The organism is Maricaulis sp. (assembly GCF_030149235.1).
Lineage (GTDB): Bacteria > Pseudomonadota > Alphaproteobacteria > Caulobacterales > Maricaulaceae > Maricaulis.
In genome coordinates, this window is sequence record NZ_JASBRW010000068.1 from 1 (window position 1) to 20,909 (window position 20,909).

Sequence of the window (20,909 nt, forward strand, 5' to 3'; positions counted from 1 at the left end):
TTATCCATCTCTTCGTCTTTCACGAGTCGAATCGCGCCCCTGCTCATAACCGTATTCCCTTATTTCACGCCGCCATCGGGCGGGCAACTGACCAAAAACGTACCAGCTTTGTTCCGGGAACACAAGGAGAACATATTCCTATCCTTCAGGACTATGTCCCGCGCCTTTGAGGGTCCCCGAAGCGCCGGATAAGTCCATACTAATCACCGTGCATGACAATAACGGTCACCCCCTTTGTCACCCCCTCCGCCCGTCTGCTGCGGGCCATATCCCGGGTCGCGTCATTGCCTCGCGGCCCCACCCCGGCTAGCCTGATGGCATGGGTTTGAAACTTCGCCGCTTATACAGGGCATTCGGGGTCATAGGGCTGGCACTCGGCCTGACCCAGTGCGGGCCGCAGCCCGTCGAGCCGGCGCCCGCGGAACCTGCTGTCCGAATCGCCTCTCTTGAAGACCTGCTGATCAGCGGACGGCTGATCGTGCTGACCCTGGACGGGCCGACCATCCATACCACCGATACCGATACCGGCGCGCCAACCGGCTATGAGGTCGACCTGGTGCGCGCCTTCGCCATCGATCTGGGGGTTTCGGTCCGCTACGAGGTGATGGAAGATATTGAGTCGCTGCTGGCCGCGCTGGACGCGGGCGAAGGTCATATCGCGGCCGCCAACCTGACCGTCACGGAAGAGCGCGCCCGCCTGCATGCATTCGGCCCGGCCTATCGCACGGTGCGCGAACAGCTGGTCTGCAATGATAATGGCCCGGTTCCGACCCAGTTCGATCGCTTGCCAGAAGCCCGTATCGTCGCGCTGGAGGGCTCCAGCTATCTCGACACGCTGCAAACCCATGCCCGCATGCTGGGCGGGCTGGTATGGGACGAGGCCGGCGCCGGATCCGCCATGCCCCTGCTGGAGCAGGTACAGGCCGATCGGTATGACTGCACCCTCGCCGACAGCCACCTGGCCGATTTCGCCCGCCGGCGCCTGCCCGATCTGGTGGTGGGCCTCGATCTGAGCGAGGAACAATCACTGGCCTGGGCCTATGACAGTGAGATCGATGGCCTGGGCGAGGCGCTGGAAACCTGGTTTGCCGGCGCCCACGCCACCGGCTTTCTCGAGGAACTCGACGAGCGCTGGTTCGGTCGATTTGGCGATTTTGACTATGTCGATATCGCCGAATTCATCAACCGGGTCGAAACGCGATTGCCTGAATACGAAGCCCTGTTTCGCCTCGCGGCTGATGATTCCCCGTTTGAATGGGAATTGATCGCAGCCCAGTCCTACCAGGAAAGTCATTGGGACCCCGACGCCGTCAGCGCCACGGGAGTCGAAGGGCTGATGATGCTGACCCTGTCGACGGCAGAACGTGTCGGTATCGAAGACCGCACCGATCCGCGCCAGAGCATTGAAGGCGGGGTGGCCTATCTCAGCGATCTCTATCGCCGCGTGCCCGAAAGTGTGACAGGCCAGGACCGGCTCTGGTTCGCCCTCGCTGCCTATAATGTCGGCATGGGTCACATGTATGACACGCGCGCGCTGGCGGAACGGCTGGGGCGCGACAAGAACAGCTGGGCAGACCTGGAAGCGACCCTGCCTTTGCTATCCGACCCGGAATACTATCCGAGCCTGCGCTATGGCTATGCCCGCGGCTACGAGCCCGTCGCCTATGTCCAGAAAGTGCGCGAATACCGCGCCCTGCTGGAAGCCAACCGGCTCTAGTCCTGGGCGGCAGCCGCTGCGGTCAGCTCTTCCTTCACCTTCTCGGCCAGCTGCGTCAGCGTGAAGGGTTTGGGCAGGAAGGAAATGTCCTGCTCTTCCGACAGCGTCTTGGAGAACTGCTCGGCAGCATAGCCGGAAATGAAGACGATGCGTGTCTCCGTCAGCATGTCCCGCGCCTTTTCCAGCAGGCCCGGACCATCCAGCCCCGGCATGACGACATCGGAGATCAGGAGATCGAAGCCTTCCGGCGTATCCTCGAGGATCTCGAAGGCTTCTTCGCCATCACAGGCCTCGACGACGTCATAGCCGCGCTTGGCCAGGGTCTTGGCCGCGATATTGCGCACCGCGTCCTCGTCCTCGACCAGCAGGATTCGGCCCTTGCCAGACAGGTCGGCCGGCGCCGGTTCGGCGGTCTTGGCCACCTCGGCCTCGGCCAGCTCGACGGTTTCTTCCTCGGTCGGCTGATAGCCCGGCAGGTAAATGGTGAAGGTTGTGCCCTTGCCCACTTCGGAATCGGCGAACAGGAAGCCACCGGACTGTTTGACGATGCCGTAGACAGTGGCGAGGCCCAGACCGGTTCCCTTGCCCGCTTCCTTGGTGGTGAAGAAGGGCTCGAAGATTTTCGACAGGGTCGCCTCGTCCATGCCGTGGCCCTGGTCCTCCACCTCGATGGCGACCCAGTCCCCGTCGCGCACACTGGGGGCGCCGGCGCGGGTGACGTCCTCGTCCTTGACCGATTTGGTCCGGATGATCAGCTCGCCACCGCCCTGATCGCGCATGGCATCACGGGCATTGGCGGCGAGGTTGATGATCGCCGTCTCCAGCTGGCCCTTATCGGCCTTGATCAGCGGCATGTTGCGGCCGTGGACAATGTCCAGCTTGACGGTTTCCTCGACGATCTGGCGCAACAGGACAGAGACTTCAGACAGCATGTCACCGACATCAAGTGTCTCGGTGCGGAAGGTCTGCTTGCGCGAGAAGGCCAGCAATTTCTTCACCAGGCCGGCGGCCCGGGCCACGGTCTGGTTGATTGACTGCAACTCACCATAATCGGGATCGCCGACCGGGTGACGGTTCAACAGCTCATCCGTATTGAGCCGGACCGCGGTGAGCAGATTGTTGAAATCATGCGCCACACCCCCGGCCAGCTGGCCGACGGCCTGCATCTTGTTGGCCTGGGAGAATTGCCGTTCCAGATCCTTCCAGCTGGTCACATCGATGATGTAGGCCACCCGCTTACCGCCACGCGAGGGGGCAAAGGCGAGGTGGACGTAGACCGGCTTTTCTGCCGCCAAGCAGGCCTCGGCCGGCTCGCTCGACCCGGTCATGGCGAAGGCGAAGGTGTCCTGTGCGGTGCGTCCATCTTCCCACTGGAAGATGTCGCAGAATTTCACGCCGGGCACCGCCTTGCCCTCCGTGAGCTGGACCAGGGCCGGATTGACGTCTTCAATAATGGCGCTTTCCGGATCGGCACCGTCCAGGCGGACGACACCGAAGGGGGCGCTGGCAAACATGTCATCAAGCGTACGCCCGGCACTGCTCGCCGGGGTCATGGCCTGGGCCACACCGGGAGGTGCTCCGGTAGCCGACAGTCCATAGATCACACCGCGGCCAACAGGCTTTTCGCCGGCGGCCCACTCGATAACGATGGTGATCGGGCTTTCAATCCCGTCGCGGGCGCGCAGGCGGGTATCGATCCGCGCCAGCCCTTCACCGCCGCGCGAGCGGAGGACGGTGCGCGCCGCATCGCCGGCCAGGATCTTATCCAGCGCCGGGAAGGCCTCGCCCTCGGCCAGGCCCAGCCAGGCCCGCAGTGTGGAATTGCCCATGGCGATCTCGCCATTGGCGCGCAGGGAGAAAAGTCCGACCGGCGCATGCTGGGACCAGTCGGCCAGCGATACCGAAGTGGCGCTATCTTCGCCGGAGACCGGCGCCAGGCGCCACAGGATCAGCTCGTCATCCTGGCGCTTCGCCTCGAGCCGGTATTGCCGGGTTTCACCATCGCTGAGTGGCAGGGGCGGCAGGAGTTCGCAGCCCGTCTCGCCCTTGGCCGCGCTGCGGGCCAAGCGATAGACGGCGCCGTCGCCGCCCCCGGCGCCAGACCAGAGCCGGTCGATGGTCGGCAGGCCGAAACTCTGACCGAAACTGCCCGCGGCCTTGGCCAGCGCGCGATAAGCTTCATTCCCCCAGCGCACACCGCCGCGGCGATCGGTAATCACCACCGGGTCCGGGAAGACGTCCATGGCGGCATAGCCCAGCTCTGCCGGGGCCGGCATGGCATTGCGCGCCACGGTGTTGCGGAGGGTCCGTCCCGCGGTTTCACCGGCCGCGATGGCGTAGAGGACAACCAGGCCGGCCAGGGCGAGACCGGCGAGGAAGATGAAGCCTTCCCAGCCCTCTTCGCCATTGCCGAACAGGGCCGCACCGGCCGCCGCGACCACGACGAGGACGAGGATATACAGCGTCATTCGTCCGAAAGGCTTGTCCCAGAAGGACTTTCGGTTCTGGCTATTGGCGGTTGGGGTATCGGCCATGACGGAACTCCGGCACGAATCAGAAAGAAGGGCTTACAGACTACTCGCTCGGGCGATATTGCGCCCGTCTATTTCCGCCGGACAGTGACAGAACATAGCCGATCACACGAGCTACAGCCTTGAAGTGATCAACAGGAATTTCCTCGTCCAGTTCGGCCGTGGCCCACAGCGCCCGTGCCAGTGGCGGATCCTCGACGATCGGGACGTCATTCTCCTTGCCCAGTTCGCGAATGCGTAGGGCCACAGCATCAACGCCCTTGGCCACACAGATCGGAGCCGGGGTTTCACCCTGCTCGTAATGCAGCGCGATGGCATAGTGGGTCGGGTTGGTCACGATGACCGTCGCATCGGGGACCTTGGCCATCATGCGCTTCTGCGCCCGTTCCTGGCGGATCTGGCGCAGCTTGGCCCGCACCATCGGGTCGCCTTCGGACTGTTTCAGCTCGTCCTTCACCTCGCGGCGTGACATCCGATTGCGTTTGATGAAGGTCTGGCGCTGATACATGTAATCAAGCGCCGCGATCACGGCGTAAACGGCCAGGCAGGCGATCAGCAGCTCGATCGCCGTCTGCTGCACGATTGGCAGGATCGCGGTGACGTCCAGGAAAGGCAGTCCGGACAGCGTATCCCGCTTGGGATAGATAACGATGAAAGCGGCCAGCGCGACCAGCGCCATCTTGCCGACCCCCTTGAGGAAGTTGGCAATTGCCTCCATGCCGAAGACGCGCTTGAAGCCGCTGATCGGGTTGATCTTGGACAGTTTGGGCTGGATTTTCTCGGTGGTGAACAGCATGCCCTGCTGCACGTAGTGACCGGCGAAACCGGCGATGACCAGGACCAGGACCGGGAAGCCGACCATGGCCGCGATCATCCAGATCGTTTCCTGCATGGTGCCCATCATGGCCTGCGGCTCGACCGCAAACATGTGCGCTTCACCGAAAAAGACCTGCATTGATCCGGCCATGCGTCGCGCAACGGCGGGGAAAATGAAGGCGAGCAAGAGAAGCGCCGACATCAGGATGAACCAGCCGGGGATTTCCTGAGACTTGGCGACATCACCCTTCTTGCGCGCGTCCTCAAGCCGTTTCTGGGTCGGTTCTTCGGTTTTTTGACTTTCGTCTTCGCCCTCGGCCATGGACCGGTCTCCCTAGCTCAGCTCGAAGGCGAAGCGCTGCATGCGCTCCAGCCAGACAGCAGCCATCGCCCCGATGGCGATGAGGAGGATGAGCAGCCCGAACATGATGTTGGCGGGCATGGCGACGAAGAAGATCTGCAATTGCGGCATCAGACGCGAGAGGATGCCGAGGGCGAAATAGAAGGTGAGGCCAAAGACGATCAGCGGCGCGGCGATCTGGATGGCGATCCGGAAGGTGTCGATGAAGGCCTGCAGCGCCCAGTTGGCCGCATCCGCCATAGAGGGAAACTCCCCGGCCGGGAACATGGCGTAGGAATTCACCCCGGCCTGCAACAGGAGATGATGCGTATTGGTCGCGAACAGCAAGGTGATGAAGACCAGGTTCAGGAAGGTACTGATCAGGGCGCCCTGTGCCCCCTGCGACGGGTCAAAACTCTGCGCCATGGCCAGGCCGGTCTGCATCGAGATGACCTGACCGGCGATCGCCGCGGTGGACATCAGCAAGCGCGCAATACCGCCGATCATCAGCCCAATCAGCACTTCGCCGAGGACCAGGCCGGTCATCATTAACGGCTCAGCCGGCATGGGCGGCATGGAAGGCGCCAGGATCGGCCCCAGCGTCAGGCAGACCAGCAGCGCGAAGGACAGGCGGATGCGCACGGGAATGCTCGGCTCGCCGAAGCCCGGCATCAGCATCAAGATCGCCCCGAGCCGGGCGAAGACCAGACCGGCCGCAAAGATTATCGCCGGCAGGTCGAAACTCATGGCATGGCGATCCGGTCGGTGATGGCGATCATGAAACCGCCCAGCAGCGCCCCCATGAGCGGCAGGAAGACCAGCAGGGCAATGAAAATGGCGATAATCTTGGGCACGAAGACCAGGGTCATTTCCTGGATCTGCGTCAGCGCCTGGAACAGGGCGACAATGACTCCGACCGCCAGCCCGATGATCATGACCGGCGCGGCCATGGCCAGCATCAGCCAGATCGCCTCTCGGGCATAGTCGAGAACCTCGGAGCCGGTCACGTCCGTCGTCGCCTTTCAGGGTAAGGAATCAATTACCGTTAATTATCTTTACCATTCCGGGATCGCCGTTAAGAAAGAGTCAATTCTGGTAAACGAGGGGGAAGGACAGCCCATGTCCATTCGTGAAATTCTCGCCGGTGCGAGCGCACTGGCCGTTCTGGCAGCCTGTTCGCCGACAACAGACGAAACCACCACGCCGGCCGCGCCGCAGACGACCGCAAGCAGCACTGAAACTGCGCCGGCAACGAGCAGCGAGCAGACCGAAACCGAGCGCCTTTTCGCCTGGTTCCAGAGCGAATTCGAACAGGAAATCGCCCGTTCTCCGCTCGGCCAGACCTATCTCGGCATGGTCACCGACATGGAAGCCTATGGTCAGTGGGACGATGTGTCGGAAGCAGAATTCCGCGCCAACCTGCAGCGCGAAGCCGACCGCATCCGCTACATGAACGAGAATTTCGACTTCGAAGCCCTGACCCAGGAAGCCCAGGTCTCCTGGCGCTTTGCCGAGTTTATCGCCGCCAATAACCAGCAGCAGGCGGAATTCTGGGATCACGGCCTGGTCTTCACCCAGTTCTTCGGCCCGCACTCGCAAATGCCGACCATCCTCATCGGCTATCACCGGGTCGATTCGGTCGAGCACGCTGAAGCCTATATCTCCCGCCTCAACGGCCTCGGCCCGCTGATGCGGGAGTTCACTTCCCAGGCCGATCAGCGCGCCCAGAATGGCGTGGTGCCGCCCGCTTTCGCCTTCCCGGTTATCATCGGAACGGCAGAGGGCATGATCACCGGCGCCCCGTTCGACGACAGCGGTGAAGACAGCCCGCTGATGGGTGATTTCCGCCGCAAGATTGATGCGCTGGAGATTTCCGACGAGCAAAAACAAGACCTTGAGGATCGTGCAGCGGCGGCCCTGACGGACAGCGTCGGCCCGGCCTATCGCGATCTCATCGCCACCATGCGGCGCCATGAAGAGCTGGCCGGCGGCGCCAATAACGGCGCCTGGGCCCTGCCGGAAGGCGCGGCCTATTATGAAAGCCAGCTGCGCAATTACACCACGCGCACCGACATGACGGCGGAGCAGATCCACGAGATCGGTCTGGCTGAAGTCGAGCGTATCCATGGCGAAATGCGCGACATCATGGCCCAGGTCGGCTTTGAGGGCTCGCTGCAGGACTTCTTCGAATTCGTCCGCACCGACGACCAGTTCTACTATCCCGATACCGAGGAAGGCCGTCAGCGCTATCTCGACGAATCCGCCGCCATGATTGACGAACTCATGGTCGTGGCGCCGCAGTATTTCGGCCAGCTGCCGCGAGGCCAGATGGATGTCCGCGCTGTCGAGCCCTATCGCATCGAGACGGCCACCGGCGCGTTCTACGAGCAGGGCTCACTCGATGGCACGCGTCCGGGCGCCTATTATGTCAACCTCGCCAATATGCGCGACAACCCGACCTATCTCATGCAGTCCCTGGCTTTCCATGAAGGCGCTCCGGGGCACCATTTCCAGGTCGCCCTGTCGCAGGAGCTTGAGAACACGCCAATGTTCCAGCGTCTTGCCTGGTATTCCGCCTATGGCGAAGGCTGGGCGCTCTATGCCGAGAATCTCGGCAAGGAGATGGGCTTCTTCACCGACCCGTACCAGGACTTCGGCCGCCTCTCCTATGAGGTCTTCCGCGCGGCCCGCCTCGTCGTCGATACTGGCATCCACCACTATCAGTGGTCCGAGGAGCAGGCCAATGAGTACATGCTCGAGGCCACGCCGATGCCGGCCGGTGATATCGCCAATGAAGTCCGCCGCTACATCGTCTGGCCAGGGCAGGCGGTGTCCTACAAGGTCGGCATGCTGACCATTCTCGAACTGCGCGGCCGCGCCCAGGAAGCCCTCGGCGAGGACTTTGACTGGGGTGAGTTCCACGATGTTGTTCTGACAAATGGTTCTGTTCCGCTGAGCCTGCTGGAAGAGCTGGTCGAGAACTACATCGCCGAAAAACAGGCCGGCTAGACCGGGACCCAATACGATGCGGTGAGGCCGGCCCTGATGAGGGGCTGGCCTTGTCCGTTTAAAGACTTAAATTCTGGCGCAGCCAGTTCACTCGAGGGGAGTACCCATGTCTTTGATCAAACGCCTCGCGCTCGGCGCCTCGATCGCCGTTCTCGTCACCGCCTGCTCTCAGCCGGGCGATGACGATGCCACCACAGCCGCTGCCCCGGCCGCCGAAACCGCAGCACCGGCCGCTGAGGTCGCCAATGAGGCCGCCGAAACGGAAACCGCACGCCTGAATGCCTGGTTCGAACAGGTCTTCCAGGATGGCATCGCGCGCAGCCCGATGTACCAGACCTTCCTGGGCATGAAGACGAATTACGACCAGTGGGGCGATGCCTCGCCGGAGTTTGCCCAGGAAAGCTACGAGATCGGGCAGCAGAACTATCAATACATGCTGGCGAATTTCGACTTTGATCAGCTGGATGAAAGCGCCCAGATTTCCTGGCGCCTGTTCGAACGCAACGCCCTGCGCGACCAGGACGGCCAGCGCTGGGTGGATCACGGCTACACGTTCACGCCGCGCTCCGGCCCGCACATGAACACGCCGACCTTCCTGATCAACAATCATCGCGTCGATACGCTGGAAGATGCCGAAGCCTATATCGGCCGCCTCAACGGCATGGGTGATTATCTCGACCAGCACATTGCCAATGCGCGCCGCTCCGCCGAGCTGGGCGTTTACACGCCGCGCTGGACCTATCAGCCAATGATCGAGACATCGCGCAATGTCATTTCCGGCGCCCCGTTTGACGCCAGCGAGACGGATAGCCCTCTGATGGGCGATTTCCGCCGCAAGGTCACCGCGCTCGAGCTCTCCGAAGACGAGACGGCCCGCCTGATCGGTGAGGCCGAAGCCGCCCTCACCGGTGTGGTTCAGCCGGCCTATGAGCGCATCATTGCCCTGTTTGAAGAGCAGGAAGCCGTAGCCAGCGAAGATGACGGCGTCTGGAAGCACCCGGACGGTGCGGAGTTCTACAACTACCTGCTCAATGGCTATACGACGATGGATATCTCCGCTGAGGAGATCCATCAGATCGGCCTGTCCGAAGTGGCCCGCATCCATGGCGAGATGCAGGACATCATGACCGAGGTCGGTTTTGAGGGCTCGCTGCAGGACTTCTTTGAGTTCATGCGGACCGATGAACAGTTCTATTATCCGAACACGGATGAAGGCCGTCAGCAGTATCTCGATGAAGCCACCGCGCTGATCGATACGATGACGGAGACCTTGCCGCAGATGTTCAACACCTTCCCGCAGGCCGAGCTGGAAGTGCGTCGCGTCGAGCCGTTCCGTGAAGCGTCCGCGGGCAAGGCCTTCTATCAGCGTCCGGCTCCGAACGGATCGCGTCCGGGCGTCTACTACGCCAATCTGCGCGATATGGCCCAGATGCCAATCTACCAGATGGAAGCCCTCGCCTATCATGAAGGCGCGCCGGGTCACCACATGCAGCTGGCGATCATGCAGGAGCTGCAAGGCATCCCGTCCTTCCGTCGCTTTGGCGGCTATACGGCCTACACCGAAGGCTGGGGTCTCTACACCGAGTACTTCCCGTTAGAATTCGGCTTCTATTCCGATCCCTATTCCAACTTCGGCCGCCTTGCGATGGAGCTTTGGCGCGCCTGCCGTCTCGTCGTCGACACCGGCCTTCACTACCACCAGTGGACTCGTCAGGAAGCCGTCGACTATCTGCTGGAAAACACGCCGAACCCGGAAGGCGACTCGATCAACGCGATTGACCGCTACATCGTCTTTGCCGGCCAGGCGACGGCCTACCAGATCGGCAAAAACGAGATCCTGCGCATGCGTGGCGATGCCGAGGAGCGTCTTGGTGACGCCTATGACATCCGCGAATTTCACGATGTCATCCTGCGCGAAGGCGCCCTGCCCCTGGCGGTTCTGGAAGAACAGATCGACGCCTATGTCGAGCGCACGCTCGCGGCGCAGTAAGCGTCCGCGTCGCCGTAACAGAAAAGGCCGCCCATCAGGGCGGCCTTTTTTTGATTTGATCGGGCCTCGATAGCCTAGATCGGCATGCGCAGTATTTCCTGGTACGCTTTCACCACCTCGTCACGCACAGCGACGACCGTTTCCAGAGTAATCTCGGCGGCCGAGACGGCGGTTGCCACATCGATCAGGTCAGCCTGACCAGTCAGGCTGGCCTGGGTCATCGCTTCAGCCCCGGCCAGGGTTTCCTGGGTGCTGGCGACAGCATCGGTGACAAGCCCGCCAAAATCGATATTGGCAGAGCCCGCCGCGGCGCTATCGCCGCCGGGCGTGACCTGTTGCGCTGCGCGCGCGGCGGCCTGGTAGGCCTGAAGGGCGGAAAGGTCGGCAGCCATGGTTTTCTACTCCAGCTGTACGTCGCTTTTAGCGGCGCAGAAGATCGAGGGTCCGGTCCATCATGCGGCGATGGTTCTCGATCATGTTCAGATTGGCTTCGTATGTACGCATCGCTTCGCGCATATCCATCATCTCGACGAGAGACTGGACATTAGTGGTGCGCACATAGCCCTGTTCGTCCGCAGCCGGATGGCCCGGATTATATTCCATCTTGAACGAGGACATGTCCGGCACCGCATCAGTCATGCGGACCGTATTCACGCCGGTCACGCGATCCAGCTCGGCCTCGAAGACCGGGATCTGACGGCGATAGGGATCACCGCCGGGCGTGCGCGCCGTGGAATCGGCATTGGCGATGTTTTCCGAGATGATGCGCATGCGCGCGGCCTGGGCACGAAGGCCTGCCGCGGAAATCTGCATCGTATCGTTATGACCAGCCATGGATCATGCTCCTCATCTAGCCGCCCGGCCGCCGGATAGCGACACGCAGGAGGCCGATACTTTTCTGGTAGAGGCTCAAAGCGCTTTCATAGCGCATGCGGGTTTCCTGAGCCCGGACCATTTGTTCTTCCACCACAACAGAATTGCCGTTGACCGTGGTTTCGCTGTCAGGGCTGTCGGACGTGGAATAGGTCCGCGCAACACTGCCGCCGGAATTGCCCTGAATGTGATTGGCCTGCGTCGTGCGCAGCTCGAGATTGCCGCCGCTTGCACGGGCCTGACCCATCTCGCGCGACAGCGCACTCATGAATGCATTCTCGTCGAGATCCTGCGGCGTGAAGTCAGGCGTATTCGCATTGGCGACATTGTCCGCGATAACGCGCTGCCGCTCAGCATTGAAGCCCATATTTTCGCGCAGGAGCGCCAGAATCGGCACATTGTCGAGCCGCATCAGCGAATCCCTTTCGTAACCAGTGTTAAGGCTGCGCGCGCACGGTTAACGCCGGTTTAACCGCATCACCTCAGAAGGCGAATATCCCATGTATCAGGCGGCTTCTCGATGACCGACGCGGTGGACTGGACGCAATATCTTCTCGCCATGCTCGTGCTGGCGGGCCTGCTCGGCCTTCTGGGCCTGTTTGCCATGGCCGTTCAGCGCGGCTGGATCCTACAGGGCGTCACCGGACTGGCCGGTTTCAAGCCTGACGAGCGGCGCATGAAGATCCGCGAAACCCTGGTGCTTGACCCGCGCCGGCGCATGGTCATCGTCGAGGTCGATGATGAGGAACATCTCCTCCTCCTAGGCGCCACGAATGAGACACTCGTGAAAACCCAGCCGGCGGCCCCACGCCCGGCAGCCGTTGAGGAGATGCCTGATGCGTAAGGGCTTCTGGTTCTATCTTCTGCTCTTTGCGACCGGCATTGCGATGCTGGTCGGTGCCGGTGGCAGTGCAGAGGCGCAAAGCGTCACCATCGACACCGGATCAGATGGCGAACTGACCGAACGCGTCATCCAGCTTATCGCGCTTTTGACGATCCTGTCCCTCGCCCCCTCCATCGTCATCATGACGACGAGTTTCGTGCGCATTATCGTGGTCCTGTCACTGCTGAGAACCGGGCTGGGTCTGCAGCAAAGTCCGCCCAATGCGGTGCTGATTTCGCTCGCCCTTTTCCTGACCGCCTTCATCATGGCGCCGGTTTTCACCCAGTCCTATAATGACGGGATCGAGCCCCTTCTGAACGGCGAAATCGAGATGATGGAGGCCTTCGACCGCTCCTCCGGGCCGGTGAAGGACTTCATGCTGATGCATACGCGAGAGGCCGACCTCGAGCTTTTCATCAACATGTCCCAGGACCCGATCCCTGAAACACCACAGGAGACCTCATTCTGGGTCGTGGCACCGGCCTTCATGATCTCCGAATTGCGCCGCGCCTTCGAGATCGGTTTCCTGCTCTTCATCCCCTTCCTCATTATCGACCTCGTGGTCGCCTCGATCCTGATGTCGATGGGTATGATGATGCTGCCGCCAATCATCATCTCCCTGCCGTTCAAGCTGATCTTCTTCGTGCTTGTGGACGGGTGGCGATTGGTTACCGGCTCGCTGGTGCAGAGCTTCGGAACATTACCTGGAGGATGACCATCCCGGACGGGAGTCCGGGCACTGGCTTTCATCGAGATTGAGATTGGGCGCTAGGCCCCTTCCCCGTTAAAGCGCGCCCTGAACGGTGCGATAAACGCTTCCAGCGTATCGATCCCGGCGATGCGGCCGGCAAGATCATTGAAGCGGACGTTACCCGGGGTGGCATTGTCATTGGTCAGGAGCGCGAAGGCAGCGGCCTGGTCCGTCGCATCCATCATCTCGCCGAAGCGCTGGCCAAGCCGGCGCGCACTGGTCCGATCGCCGGCGAGCGAGTAGGCGATGGCCGCGCGCATGACATCATTCTGCTCCGGCGGGGTGAGCGGCGCCGGATTCTGGTAGCGGTTGCCGAGCAGGCGCTCGATCCGCGGACCGGTCTCCTCCCAGTCGCGATTATCCCAGGCGATGTCGGCGCGCAGCCGGCCCGCGGCATCGCTGCGGTCATCGGCAATCAGGTCCAGCGCAGCATCAACACGGCCCATCTCCGACAAGGCGCGGGCCTCGAGCAGATAGCGTTCATCGACGAGCTGCGAGGGCAGCCCTGCGACGCGGGAGCGGCGGATGGTGTTGAGCGCGTCTTCATAGCGGTGGTCCATCAGATAGACCACGGCGAGATCAGTGGCGACACGGGCACGAGCAATCGGTTCGCGCAGACGGTTATCAACCTGATGCTGCAACAGCTCGGAGGCCGGGTCGAGCAGGTCAAAGGCAATCAGGCGGTCGGCGAGGCGCCGGATCATGCGATCGCCATCGGCGCCGATCGGGGCCAGGTGCTGATACTGATAGAAGACAGCCACAGCTTCGATCGGATCCATCCGGTCCGCCTCGCCCTCCAGGAAGAGCCGGCGGAAGATGGAGTTCATGTCCTCAAAGATACGGCGCTCACTCTCATTGCCGGCGAACCGCGACTGTGCCATGGCCATGGTTTCAAGGCCGCGGCCATATTGCCCGCTCTCGACATAGAGCTGGCCCAGCGTGCGGATGGTCTCGCTCTCGATACTGTCGCCGCGCCAGCGGAAACGCAGGTTCTCCAGCTCCTCGATAGCGGCATCACGCTCGATCCGGCCATCGGCCAGCTTGAGTCGCGTCATCTCGTAGATGGCGCTTGCTTCCATGGGCGGATTACCGGACACGGCCAGCTCTTCAAGACGGGTGATGGCGGTGTCGAGATCGCCATTGGCCTCGGCGAGGCGAGCGGAAATATACTGTCCGTCCAGCCGGGTTTGCTCGTCCGGCTCTCCATTCTCGATGGCGTAGAGATGCTGCTCGGCCGATGCGAAATCGCCCAGTTCCAGAGTCGCGCGAGCCAATGCGGCCTGATAGCGCGCCTGCCAGACCGGCGGGTAGAAGAAAGCCGCATCCTCGCCACGTCCGAGGCGGCGGCGGGCATCCTCCCAGCGCTCCTGCTCCACAGCGATCATACCGCGCCACATATCGGCGGCGGGGTCCATGGCCAGTGATGGTGTCGACAGATAGGTCTGCGCATCGTCGAGACGATGCATCATGAAACTGGCGACACCGCGCAAAGCGAGAACATGGCTGTCATTGGTCAGATCCGGCTCGTCGCGCGTGGCCAAGTTGAGCATACCCAATGTTTCCGGCGCCAGATCATGGGCCAGCAGGAAGCGCGCGAGCGAGACGCGGCTGTCAGGGCTATTCTGGACCGCGGCGCTACGGGTCCGGGCGCGCCACTCGTCGGCGAAATAACCATTACCGCGCCAATTGTCGAAATCCATCAGGGCCGGGGAGGAAATATTCGCCAGTACGGACGCATCACCCTGACTGCGGGCGCCATCTGAAGCGGGTGTCAGATTGAGCCCCTCGGGCCGCCCGACAACTGCACCGCCACCAATGATGGACACCGCAACATCATCGGCGACCGCCTGAACCGCAATGCCCTGAGCCGAAGGCAAGAGCGCACCGCCAACAAACGTACGGCGGGTCGCGAGCCCCTCAACCGGCCCGCCAGCCGTTACAGCGGCTATACGATCCCCCACCATCGGGTCATCGATCCAGCGCACCTCGCGCGGGCTGGACATATCGACCAGGATACGGCCAAGACGGCCCCGGCGCGCATCGCGGCGTACATTGATCGGGCGCGGCGGGCTATCAATCCGCTCGGAGAAAACCACTGTCCATTCATCACCGTCCTGACGGACTTCGGCCTGGGTGGTCGAGGGCACAACCATGCGCACAGCAACATAGTCCTCGCCGCTGTGAACGGTATGGGCGCTGGCATGACGGCTCTGGCGGAAGGCCAGCTCGCGCATATCCAGTTCGGCCAGTGTATCAAACACGATCCAGATCGCTTCACCCCGGCGGAAAACCGCCGCTCCCACCGGGCCCGTCCAACCGAATTCCGTGCGCAGGTCGCCGTTAAACTCGGACACGGCAACCCGAACGATGCCGCTTTCCGGGATCGGATTACGGATTTCAGGCTCGGGCTCGGGAGCCAGGGCCTCGTCCACCGGTCCGGTCACCGTCGGTGTCAAAATCGCGGGCCCGGCCGGGTCCGGCTCAGCCTCCGCGATCGCTTCGGCTGCCTGAACCAGCGGCTCGGCGCTTTCCTCAGGAAGCAATTCGGCAATCTGTTCGAGCAGGCTCTGGGCGCTGGCGGCATCAGGGCTGACAAGGTCGATGGCAATACGCTCGCCCTCGCCCCAGGCCCGGGCGCGCACGCCCTCTTCCAGCTCCAGCTGCAAGACCCACTCATCACCTTCGCGTCGCCCCTGAGCATTCCGCAACAAGGCTGGCGGCGAGCCTGCCAGGCGCGCCAGGGACACCTCGGCGGGCCGGGCAAAGCGCAATTCGGCGATATTGCCGTTCTGGCGCAGGGCGTAATCGACCGTTTCCGGCCAGATCAGTTCCAAGCGCGTGTATTCGGAATTCTGCCCGATGCGCAGATCAACCGGCATGGCCGGGACCGGCGGTGGCCCTTCCGGCGCACGACCAGCCTCTTCCTCGGCCCGCGCAGCAGCCTCGATTTCAGCCAATTCACGCGGCGACACCACCGCTTGGGGCGCCGGAGCGCCCGGCGGTACAAGATCGATGGCAAGCCAGTCATAGCTGGACGACACATGCGCATCGGCTTCCTGGTTGAGGGCGACCCGCAAGGTCCGCCCGTCATCGTCAAGACGCGCCCGCGCAGCCAAACTACCCAGTTGCGACGCCAGGTCACGAACATCGGCGCTGACCGGTTCCGAGAAGGTCGCGATCAGCACGGTGTGCTGGATATCGACCTCCGCGTCAGGACGGCGGTCGCCGACATCATCGGCATAGTCAATGAGAATTCGCGCACGTGTCCCGTCACGATCGACGGAAAGGGTCGCCGGTGCTTGGGTCAGTGCGGTGGAGCTCAGAAGAAATGAAAGTGCGAGCCCGGTTGCCAGACGCGTATGTCTAGCTGTCTTCGGCAAGCCGTTCCTCCAGCTCGTCCAGCGTCTCGGGCAGATCGCCGCGGCTCGCCATGAGCTGTGTCAGGGCCGCTGCCGATGCTGGCTCCATGGCTCCGAGGATCTCACCGAATTTCCGGGCGGTCATCCGCGAGGCGATCTGGACCTGCACGGTCGGATCAAGCGCCGGGATCAAGGTCGCAGCGTTACGGGCGTCCATGGCATTGTACCAAGCCACGATCACCGACATGTCTTCTTCGTCCCGCTCGGACAACTGCCCAACCAGGGTCTCGATCTGGCCACGCAGCCCATTGAGCTCTTCGATCTTGCCATCAACGCGCTGCTCCATAGCGAGCATCAGCGCTTCGCGCGTATCCAGCTCGGCCTCGCGGGAATCCAGCTCGGCACGACGCTGGCCCAGGGCCCGAATCACGCTTTCCTCTTCCTGGGTGCGGATACCGGAAGCAATTCGACGCTCGAACGCCGCCGTGGCATCCGGTGCCGGCTCAGGAGCGGCCTCAGGTTCTTCAGCGGGAGCCTCTTCGATCGCTTCGGCTTGGGCCGGCACTTCCTCGTCCGCTTCAGCCACAACAACGGTCATGGTCGCCGCTTCGGCACGGGCGCTGAGCAGGTCAACAGTTCCATTGGTCACGGAAATGGCCTTCAGACCGAACATTCCGCCCAGCAGGATAGCGATAATGGAGAAGAGGCGAATTGACGGGGCCATTTGAGCTTACCTGACGTCTTTGAGGTCGTTGAGCACAGAGGAGCCCGCGCCCTCCGGGAAGATATCGGCGGCACGGCGGCGCGGTTTGCGCTTGGCCATGCTGTCGACGGTACGGTCAGCACGATTGGCCACCAGGCTCAGCTCATCCGAGAGCCTGCGCGCCTCCCGCACACGCTGCTCAAGCACTTCCGCCGACTCCGAGGTGGCGCGCTCCAGAGCGACCAGGCTTGCCCGGGCGCGATCGGTCGCGTCATTGAGCTGGATAACGCTTTCGCGCACCCCATCCTGCCCGGTTTTCAGCGCATTCAGCCGCCGATCCACGCGCCAGCACATAACAATGGCAACGAGCAGCAAAGCCGCGACCGCGCCCTCGAAAATCAGACCGGCATAGCTCATGCGAACCTCATCATTGCTTTTTTCGCGCCCGGGGTAAGCGGCCCGTTCAGCCGCAGGGCAACATGATGTCCGATACGACCCATACGGCCGCGTGTCAGGGTCACCGCGCCACAGCGCAGCTCAACATCGCTCATCGGCGTGGCGTCGAGGAAGAAAGTGTCGCCAACCTTCAGGTCGGACACCTCACCGAGGGAAATCTTCTGTTCGTCCAGCACCGCGTGGACCTCCATCTTGGTCGACCAAAGCTCGGTAGCCAGGTGGCCTTCCCAGATATTGTCGCGACCGAATTTCTCACCCATGAACTGCTGCAGCAGCATTTTCCGGATCGGCTCCAGTGTCGCGTAAGGCAGCAGGAGCTCGATACGTCCGCCGCGGTCTTCCATGTCGATGCGAAGCTTAACGAGGATGGCCGCGTTGGCCGGGCGGGCAATGGCGGCAAAGCGCGGGTTGGTCTCAACGCGCTCGAGGTCGAACTCAACCTCGGTCAACGGAGCGAACGCCTGCTTGGCATCATCCAGAACCACCTCGATCATGCGCTGCACGAGCATACGTTCGATCGTGGTATAGGGCCGCCCCTCGATACGCATGGCCGAAGTTCCCCGGCGACCGCCGAGCAGCACGTCCACAATCGAGTAGATCAGATTGGAATCGACCGTCAGCAGGCCGTAATTGTCGAGCTGCTGGGCCCGGAACACCGCCAGAATGGCGGGCAATGGGATCGAGTTAAGATAATCACCGAAACGGATCGAGGAGATGTTGTCGAGCGACACCTCGACATTGTCCGAGGTAAAGTTTCGCAGGCTGGTGGTCATCAAGCGAACGAGACGGTCGAAGACGATTTCCAGCATCGGCAGACGCTCGTAAGAGACGAGTGCCGAATTGATAATGGCGCGGATACCCGACTTGTCGCCCACATCATCATCGGACAGCGAGAAGCCGAGCAGACTGTCGATTTCATCCTGGTTGAGGATGCGCTCAGGCCCCCCGCCGACGGTCGGGAGCTCTTGCGCGTCGTCCCCGGCGCCGACCATGGCTTCCCATTCGGAGGCGAGATCCAGGTCATCGCCGTCCTCGGCCATGGCCTCCCACTCTGCCGCCAGGGCATCCTGATCCATTTGTTCGTCGTCAGACATCCGCGCTCGCCTTAGTCAACAATCATAAACTCCTGAATCCACACCGCATCGACCTGTGCAGGTTCGATGGCGAGATTCACCCGGCGCAGCAACTCCAGACGTACACGGTGCATGCCGGCAGACCCGTAAAGGTCGTCCTCGCGCAGCTCGCGCAAGAAGACGATGAACTGGTCCATGATCGGATCGAGATGTTCTTCGAGTACCGGCCCCAGATTGGCGTCAGAGCTCTCGAAGGTCAGCTTGAGCTGTACGATGACCGGCCGGCCATCACTGGAACGGATATTGGTGGTGATGGTCTCCTCGGTGCCGTCACCCTCGCGCAGGTCGTAATAATAGACCTCGGTCGAGTGATACTCCTCAGCCGCGTGCTCGCCGTACGCCTCGCCATGCTCACCTTCGGCCACGACCTCCTCGTCGCCACCGCCGGAGAGCAGCAAGAATGCCGCAACCGCGCCCAGCACCAGAATGACAGCCCCCAGGCTGCCAAAGATCACCAGTTTGGGAAGGCCTTTCTTCTTGCCTTCCTCTTCTGCACCGTCTTCGTCTTCGAAGTCTTCGTTTTCGTCCGCCATCCGGGAACCCCCACGGGAATCACATTGGTACGATTAACCGACAGGCCGGTTAACGTTCCGTAGCTTTGGGGGGGTCAAGAGGTAAATTTTGCCCACTTTGCACCCCTTCCTGCCGGGCAAATCTGCCACCCACACAGGCCCCATCATGCTTAACCTTTGATTCTTAAGGCCGTTAACCATGGCACGGCTTGTGCACCATGTCAGGCAACCGCCGCAGCATGACGGTGGATGTGTCATCCAGAATGGAGACCACCCGATGGACAACGCAATGATGATCGGCCTGTCGCGCCAGATGACCCTTCGCCGGGCAATGGATGTCGTGGCCAATAATATCGCCAACGCCAATACGGCCGGCTTCAAGGTCGAGCACCTGTTGCACGAAGCCCAGCCGGCAGATACCGCCACGCACACCGATGGTCCCAGCGACATCCAGTTCGCCACGACCTGGGGTATGGGCCGGGATTTCTCCCAAGGCGATATCGAACTGACCAACCGCCTCTATGACATGGCCATTGAAGGCGAGGGCTTCTTTGGGGTCGAAACCGCCGGCGGCGTGCAATACACCCGCGACGGACGTTTTCGCCTCGATGAAATCGGCCAGCTGGTCACCGCAGACGGCTCACCTGTTCTCGACGCAGACACACGAGCGCCGATCGTGCTCGACCCTTCGGTGCAGGATCTGCGCATTGTGGGCGGTGGCCAGATCCTTGAAAACGGCAATCCGGTCGGCCGCATCGGTGTGTTCGAGATTGAAGATCGCGCTCGCCTGTCGAAGGCCGGCACCGGCCGCTTCGAATATCCGCTGCAGCCTGGCGAGGCAGAACCTCTCGCCATGTTCGAACCGGTTGTGCGGCAGGGCTATGTCGAGGCCTCCAATGTCAGCTCCATTACCGAGCTGACCGACATGATGGCCGTCATGCGCAGCTATCAGTCCGTTTCGAAATTCCTCAAAGAAGCTGAAGACCTGCAGAAACGCTCCATCGAGCGTCTCGGCAAGGCATAAGGGAGGAGCCCGATCATGCGTGCTCTCACGACCGCCGCCACGGGCATGGAAGCCCAGCAACTCAATGTCGAGGTGATTTCCAACAACCTCGCCAACATGAACACAACGGGATTCAAGCGCCAGCGGGCCGAGTTCCAGGACTTGCTCTATCAGAACGTCGCCAATGTCGGCGCTGACAGCTCCGATGCCGGCACGATCGTGCCCACCGGGGTGCAGGTCGGCCTGGGCGTGGAAACCGCCTCGATCTATCGCATTACTGAACAGGGTTCGATGACGCAGACCGGTAATGATCTCGACCTGGCCATCTCCGGTCTCGGCTATTTCCGGGTTCAGCTGCCCTCCGGCGGCGACGGCTACACCCGGGCCGGCAGCTTCTCGCTCAGCCCCGACCGCCAGATCGTAACAGCAGACGGCTACACCGTCGCACCGGGCATCGCTGTGCCGCAGGGTACGCGCTCCATCTCCATCAACCAGCAGGGCCAGGTCCAGGCATTGATTGATGGCCAGACCGCACCGCAAACGGTGGGTCAGCTCGAACTGGTGACCTTTGCCAACGAAGCCGGTCTCGATGCCATGGGCGACAATCTCTATCTTGAAAGCGCCGCCTCTGGCGCCGCCAATGCCGGCACGCCGGGCTCACCGGGCTATGGAACAATCCGCCAAGGCTTCGTCGAGGGCTCCAACGTCAATGCCGTGTCAGAGATCACCTCGCTGATCCAGGCGCAACGGGCCTACGAGATGAATGCCCGCGTCATCACGGCTGCGGACGAGATGCTCTCTACCAGTGCCAATCTGCGCTAGGGGGAAGCTAG

At 62.1% G+C, this 20,909-nt stretch carries 19 protein-coding genes; 7 read left to right on the forward strand and 12 right to left on the reverse strand.

Annotated features, from left to right (window positions below; genetic code table 11):
- Positions 1 to 319 precede the first annotated feature (319 nt).
- A complete protein-coding gene (mltF, locus tag Q1V51_RS09935) occupies positions 320 to 1,717 on the forward strand; it encodes a membrane-bound lytic murein transglycosylase MltF (protein WP_300555884.1) in 1,398 nt (465 codons plus the stop codon).
- Here mltF and Q1V51_RS09940 read toward each other — a convergent pair.
- Genes Q1V51_RS09940 through fliQ form a run of 4 tightly spaced genes read right to left on the reverse strand, consistent with a single transcriptional unit; the run spans position 1,714 to position 6,411 of the window.
- A complete protein-coding gene (locus tag Q1V51_RS09940; protein ID WP_300555886.1) occupies positions 1,714 to 4,251 on the reverse strand; it encodes an ATP-binding protein in 2,538 nt (845 codons plus the stop codon). The genes mltF and Q1V51_RS09940 overlap by 4 nt on opposite strands.
- A 40-nt stretch (positions 4,252 to 4,291) precedes the next feature.
- Positions 4,292 to 5,386 carry a flagellar biosynthesis protein FlhB gene (gene flhB, locus Q1V51_RS09945; protein WP_300555888.1) on the reverse strand — a complete coding sequence of 365 codons (1,095 nt, stop codon included), beginning with the start codon at positions 5,384 to 5,386 and terminating at the stop codon, positions 4,292 to 4,294.
- A gap of 12 nt (positions 5,387 to 5,398) precedes the next feature.
- Positions 5,399 to 6,151, reverse strand: a complete 753-nt coding sequence (gene fliR, locus Q1V51_RS09950) for a flagellar biosynthetic protein FliR (RefSeq protein ID WP_300555890.1) — start codon at positions 6,149 to 6,151, stop codon at positions 5,399 to 5,401.
- On the reverse strand, positions 6,148 to 6,411 hold the full coding sequence (fliQ, locus tag Q1V51_RS09955) for a flagellar biosynthesis protein FliQ (RefSeq protein WP_300555892.1): 264 nt from the start codon (positions 6,409 to 6,411) through the stop codon (positions 6,148 to 6,150). The genes fliR and fliQ overlap by 4 nt, the downstream gene beginning before the upstream one ends.
- A gap of 112 nt (positions 6,412 to 6,523) precedes the next feature.
- On the opposite strand from fliQ, the gene Q1V51_RS09960 reads away from it, so the two are divergent.
- Both Q1V51_RS09960 and Q1V51_RS09965 read left to right on the forward strand, forming a co-directional pair.
- Complete coding sequence (locus Q1V51_RS09960) at positions 6,524 to 8,413, forward strand: DUF885 family protein (RefSeq protein WP_300555894.1); 1,890 nt, start codon at positions 6,524 to 6,526, stop codon at positions 8,411 to 8,413.
- A gap of 106 nt (positions 8,414 to 8,519) precedes the next feature.
- Positions 8,520 to 10,403 (forward strand): DUF885 family protein, encoded by a 1,884-nt coding sequence (locus Q1V51_RS09965; RefSeq protein WP_300555896.1) that lies wholly within the window; start codon positions 8,520 to 8,522, stop codon positions 10,401 to 10,403.
- Between the two features lie 74 nt (positions 10,404 to 10,477).
- On the opposite strand, the gene Q1V51_RS09970 is transcribed toward Q1V51_RS09965, so the two are convergent.
- Genes Q1V51_RS09970 through flgB form a run of 3 tightly spaced genes read right to left on the reverse strand, consistent with a single transcriptional unit; the run spans position 10,478 to position 11,688 of the window.
- On the reverse strand, positions 10,478 to 10,795 hold the full coding sequence (locus tag Q1V51_RS09970) for a flagellar hook-basal body complex protein FliE (RefSeq protein ID WP_300555898.1): 318 nt from the start codon (positions 10,793 to 10,795) through the stop codon (positions 10,478 to 10,480).
- Positions 10,796 to 10,823: 28 nt separating this feature from the next.
- Positions 10,824 to 11,237, reverse strand: coding sequence for a flagellar basal body rod protein FlgC (gene flgC, locus Q1V51_RS09975; protein ID WP_300555900.1), 414 nt, complete (start codon positions 11,235 to 11,237; stop codon positions 10,824 to 10,826).
- Between the two features lie 16 nt (positions 11,238 to 11,253).
- The gene (gene flgB / locus Q1V51_RS09980; protein WP_300555902.1) at positions 11,254 to 11,688 is read right to left on the reverse strand and encodes a flagellar basal body rod protein FlgB; all 435 of its coding nucleotides are present in this window, start codon (positions 11,686 to 11,688) and stop codon (positions 11,254 to 11,256) included.
- Between the two features lie 108 nt (positions 11,689 to 11,796).
- On the opposite strand from flgB, the gene Q1V51_RS09985 reads away from it, so the two are divergent.
- Both Q1V51_RS09985 and fliP read left to right on the forward strand, forming a co-directional pair.
- Positions 11,797 to 12,120 (forward strand): flagellar biosynthetic protein FliO, encoded by a 324-nt coding sequence (locus tag Q1V51_RS09985; protein ID WP_300555904.1) that lies wholly within the window; start codon positions 11,797 to 11,799, stop codon positions 12,118 to 12,120.
- 43 nt (positions 12,121 to 12,163) lie between these two features.
- Positions 12,164 to 12,874 (forward strand): flagellar type III secretion system pore protein FliP, encoded by a 711-nt coding sequence (gene fliP / locus Q1V51_RS09990; RefSeq protein WP_366522736.1) that lies wholly within the window; start codon positions 12,164 to 12,166, stop codon positions 12,872 to 12,874.
- A gap of 53 nt (positions 12,875 to 12,927) precedes the next feature.
- Here the strand turns inward: fliP and Q1V51_RS09995 are convergent, their stop codons facing one another.
- From Q1V51_RS09995 to Q1V51_RS10015, 5 genes are read right to left on the reverse strand one after another with little or no spacing between them, the layout of a single operon-like run.
- Positions 12,928 to 16,290: a hypothetical protein gene (locus tag Q1V51_RS09995; protein WP_300555908.1), complete on the reverse strand. Its 3,363-nt coding sequence runs from the start codon at positions 16,288 to 16,290 to the stop codon at positions 12,928 to 12,930.
- Positions 16,274 to 16,993, reverse strand: a complete 720-nt coding sequence (locus tag Q1V51_RS10000) for a hypothetical protein (RefSeq protein WP_300555910.1) — start codon at positions 16,991 to 16,993, stop codon at positions 16,274 to 16,276. The genes Q1V51_RS09995 and Q1V51_RS10000 overlap by 17 nt, the downstream gene beginning before the upstream one ends.
- Positions 16,994 to 16,999: 6 nt before the next feature.
- On the reverse strand, positions 17,000 to 17,389 hold the full coding sequence (locus Q1V51_RS10005) for a DUF6468 domain-containing protein (protein ID WP_300555912.1): 390 nt from the start codon (positions 17,387 to 17,389) through the stop codon (positions 17,000 to 17,002).
- The gene (gene fliM / locus Q1V51_RS10010) at positions 17,386 to 18,522 is read right to left on the reverse strand and encodes a flagellar motor switch protein FliM (RefSeq protein WP_300555914.1); all 1,137 of its coding nucleotides are present in this window, start codon (positions 18,520 to 18,522) and stop codon (positions 17,386 to 17,388) included. The genes Q1V51_RS10005 and fliM overlap by 4 nt, the downstream gene beginning before the upstream one ends.
- Positions 18,523 to 18,533: 11 nt before the next feature.
- Positions 18,534 to 19,094, reverse strand: coding sequence for a flagellar basal body-associated FliL family protein (locus Q1V51_RS10015; protein ID WP_300555916.1), 561 nt, complete (start codon positions 19,092 to 19,094; stop codon positions 18,534 to 18,536).
- Between the two features lie 256 nt (positions 19,095 to 19,350).
- On the opposite strand from Q1V51_RS10015, the gene Q1V51_RS10020 reads away from it, so the two are divergent.
- Positions 19,351 to 20,097, forward strand: a complete 747-nt coding sequence (locus tag Q1V51_RS10020) for a flagellar hook-basal body complex protein (RefSeq protein WP_300555918.1) — start codon at positions 19,351 to 19,353, stop codon at positions 20,095 to 20,097.
- A gap of 15 nt (positions 20,098 to 20,112) precedes the next feature.
- Positions 20,113 to 20,898 (forward strand): flagellar basal-body rod protein FlgG, encoded by a 786-nt coding sequence (flgG, locus tag Q1V51_RS10025; RefSeq protein WP_300555920.1) that lies wholly within the window; start codon positions 20,113 to 20,115, stop codon positions 20,896 to 20,898.
- Positions 20,899 to 20,909: the final 11 nt, after the last annotated feature.

Coding starts and splice junctions, on each gene's coding strand:
- Q1V51_RS09985 (WP_300555904.1), top strand. CDS start 11,797: ATGACCGACGCGGTGGACTGGACGCAATATCTTCTCGCCATGCTCGTG.
- Q1V51_RS09960 (WP_300555894.1), top strand. CDS start 6,524: ATGTCCATTCGTGAAATTCTCGCCGGTGCGAGCGCACTGGCCGTTCTG.
- fliR (WP_300555890.1), bottom strand. CDS start 6,151: ATGAGTTTCGACCTGCCGGCGATAATCTTTGCGGCCGGTCTGGTCTTC.
- fliM (WP_300555914.1), bottom strand. CDS start 18,522: ATGTCTGACGACGAACAAATGGATCAGGATGCCCTGGCGGCAGAGTGG.
- fliP (WP_366522736.1), top strand. CDS start 12,164: ATGCTGGTCGGTGCCGGTGGCAGTGCAGAGGCGCAAAGCGTCACCATC.
- flgB (WP_300555902.1), bottom strand. CDS start 11,688: ATGCGGCTCGACAATGTGCCGATTCTGGCGCTCCTGCGCGAAAATATG.
- Q1V51_RS10005 (WP_300555912.1), bottom strand. CDS start 17,389: ATGAGCTATGCCGGTCTGATTTTCGAGGGCGCGGTCGCGGCTTTGCTG.
- flgG (WP_300555920.1), top strand. CDS start 20,113: ATGCGTGCTCTCACGACCGCCGCCACGGGCATGGAAGCCCAGCAACTC.
- flhB (WP_300555888.1), bottom strand. CDS start 5,386: ATGGCCGAGGGCGAAGACGAAAGTCAAAAAACCGAAGAACCGACCCAG.
- Q1V51_RS10015 (WP_300555916.1), bottom strand. CDS start 19,094: ATGGCGGACGAAAACGAAGACTTCGAAGACGAAGACGGTGCAGAAGAG.
- Q1V51_RS10000 (WP_300555910.1), bottom strand. CDS start 16,993: ATGGCCCCGTCAATTCGCCTCTTCTCCATTATCGCTATCCTGCTGGGC.
- Q1V51_RS09970 (WP_300555898.1), bottom strand. CDS start 10,795: ATGGCTGCCGACCTTTCCGCCCTTCAGGCCTACCAGGCCGCCGCGCGC.
- Q1V51_RS10020 (WP_300555918.1), top strand. CDS start 19,351: ATGGACAACGCAATGATGATCGGCCTGTCGCGCCAGATGACCCTTCGC.
- flgC (WP_300555900.1), bottom strand. CDS start 11,237: ATGGCTGGTCATAACGATACGATGCAGATTTCCGCGGCAGGCCTTCGT.
- mltF (WP_300555884.1), top strand. CDS start 320: ATGGGTTTGAAACTTCGCCGCTTATACAGGGCATTCGGGGTCATAGGG.
- Q1V51_RS09940 (WP_300555886.1), bottom strand. CDS start 4,251: ATGGCCGATACCCCAACCGCCAATAGCCAGAACCGAAAGTCCTTCTGG.
- Q1V51_RS09965 (WP_300555896.1), top strand. CDS start 8,520: ATGTCTTTGATCAAACGCCTCGCGCTCGGCGCCTCGATCGCCGTTCTC.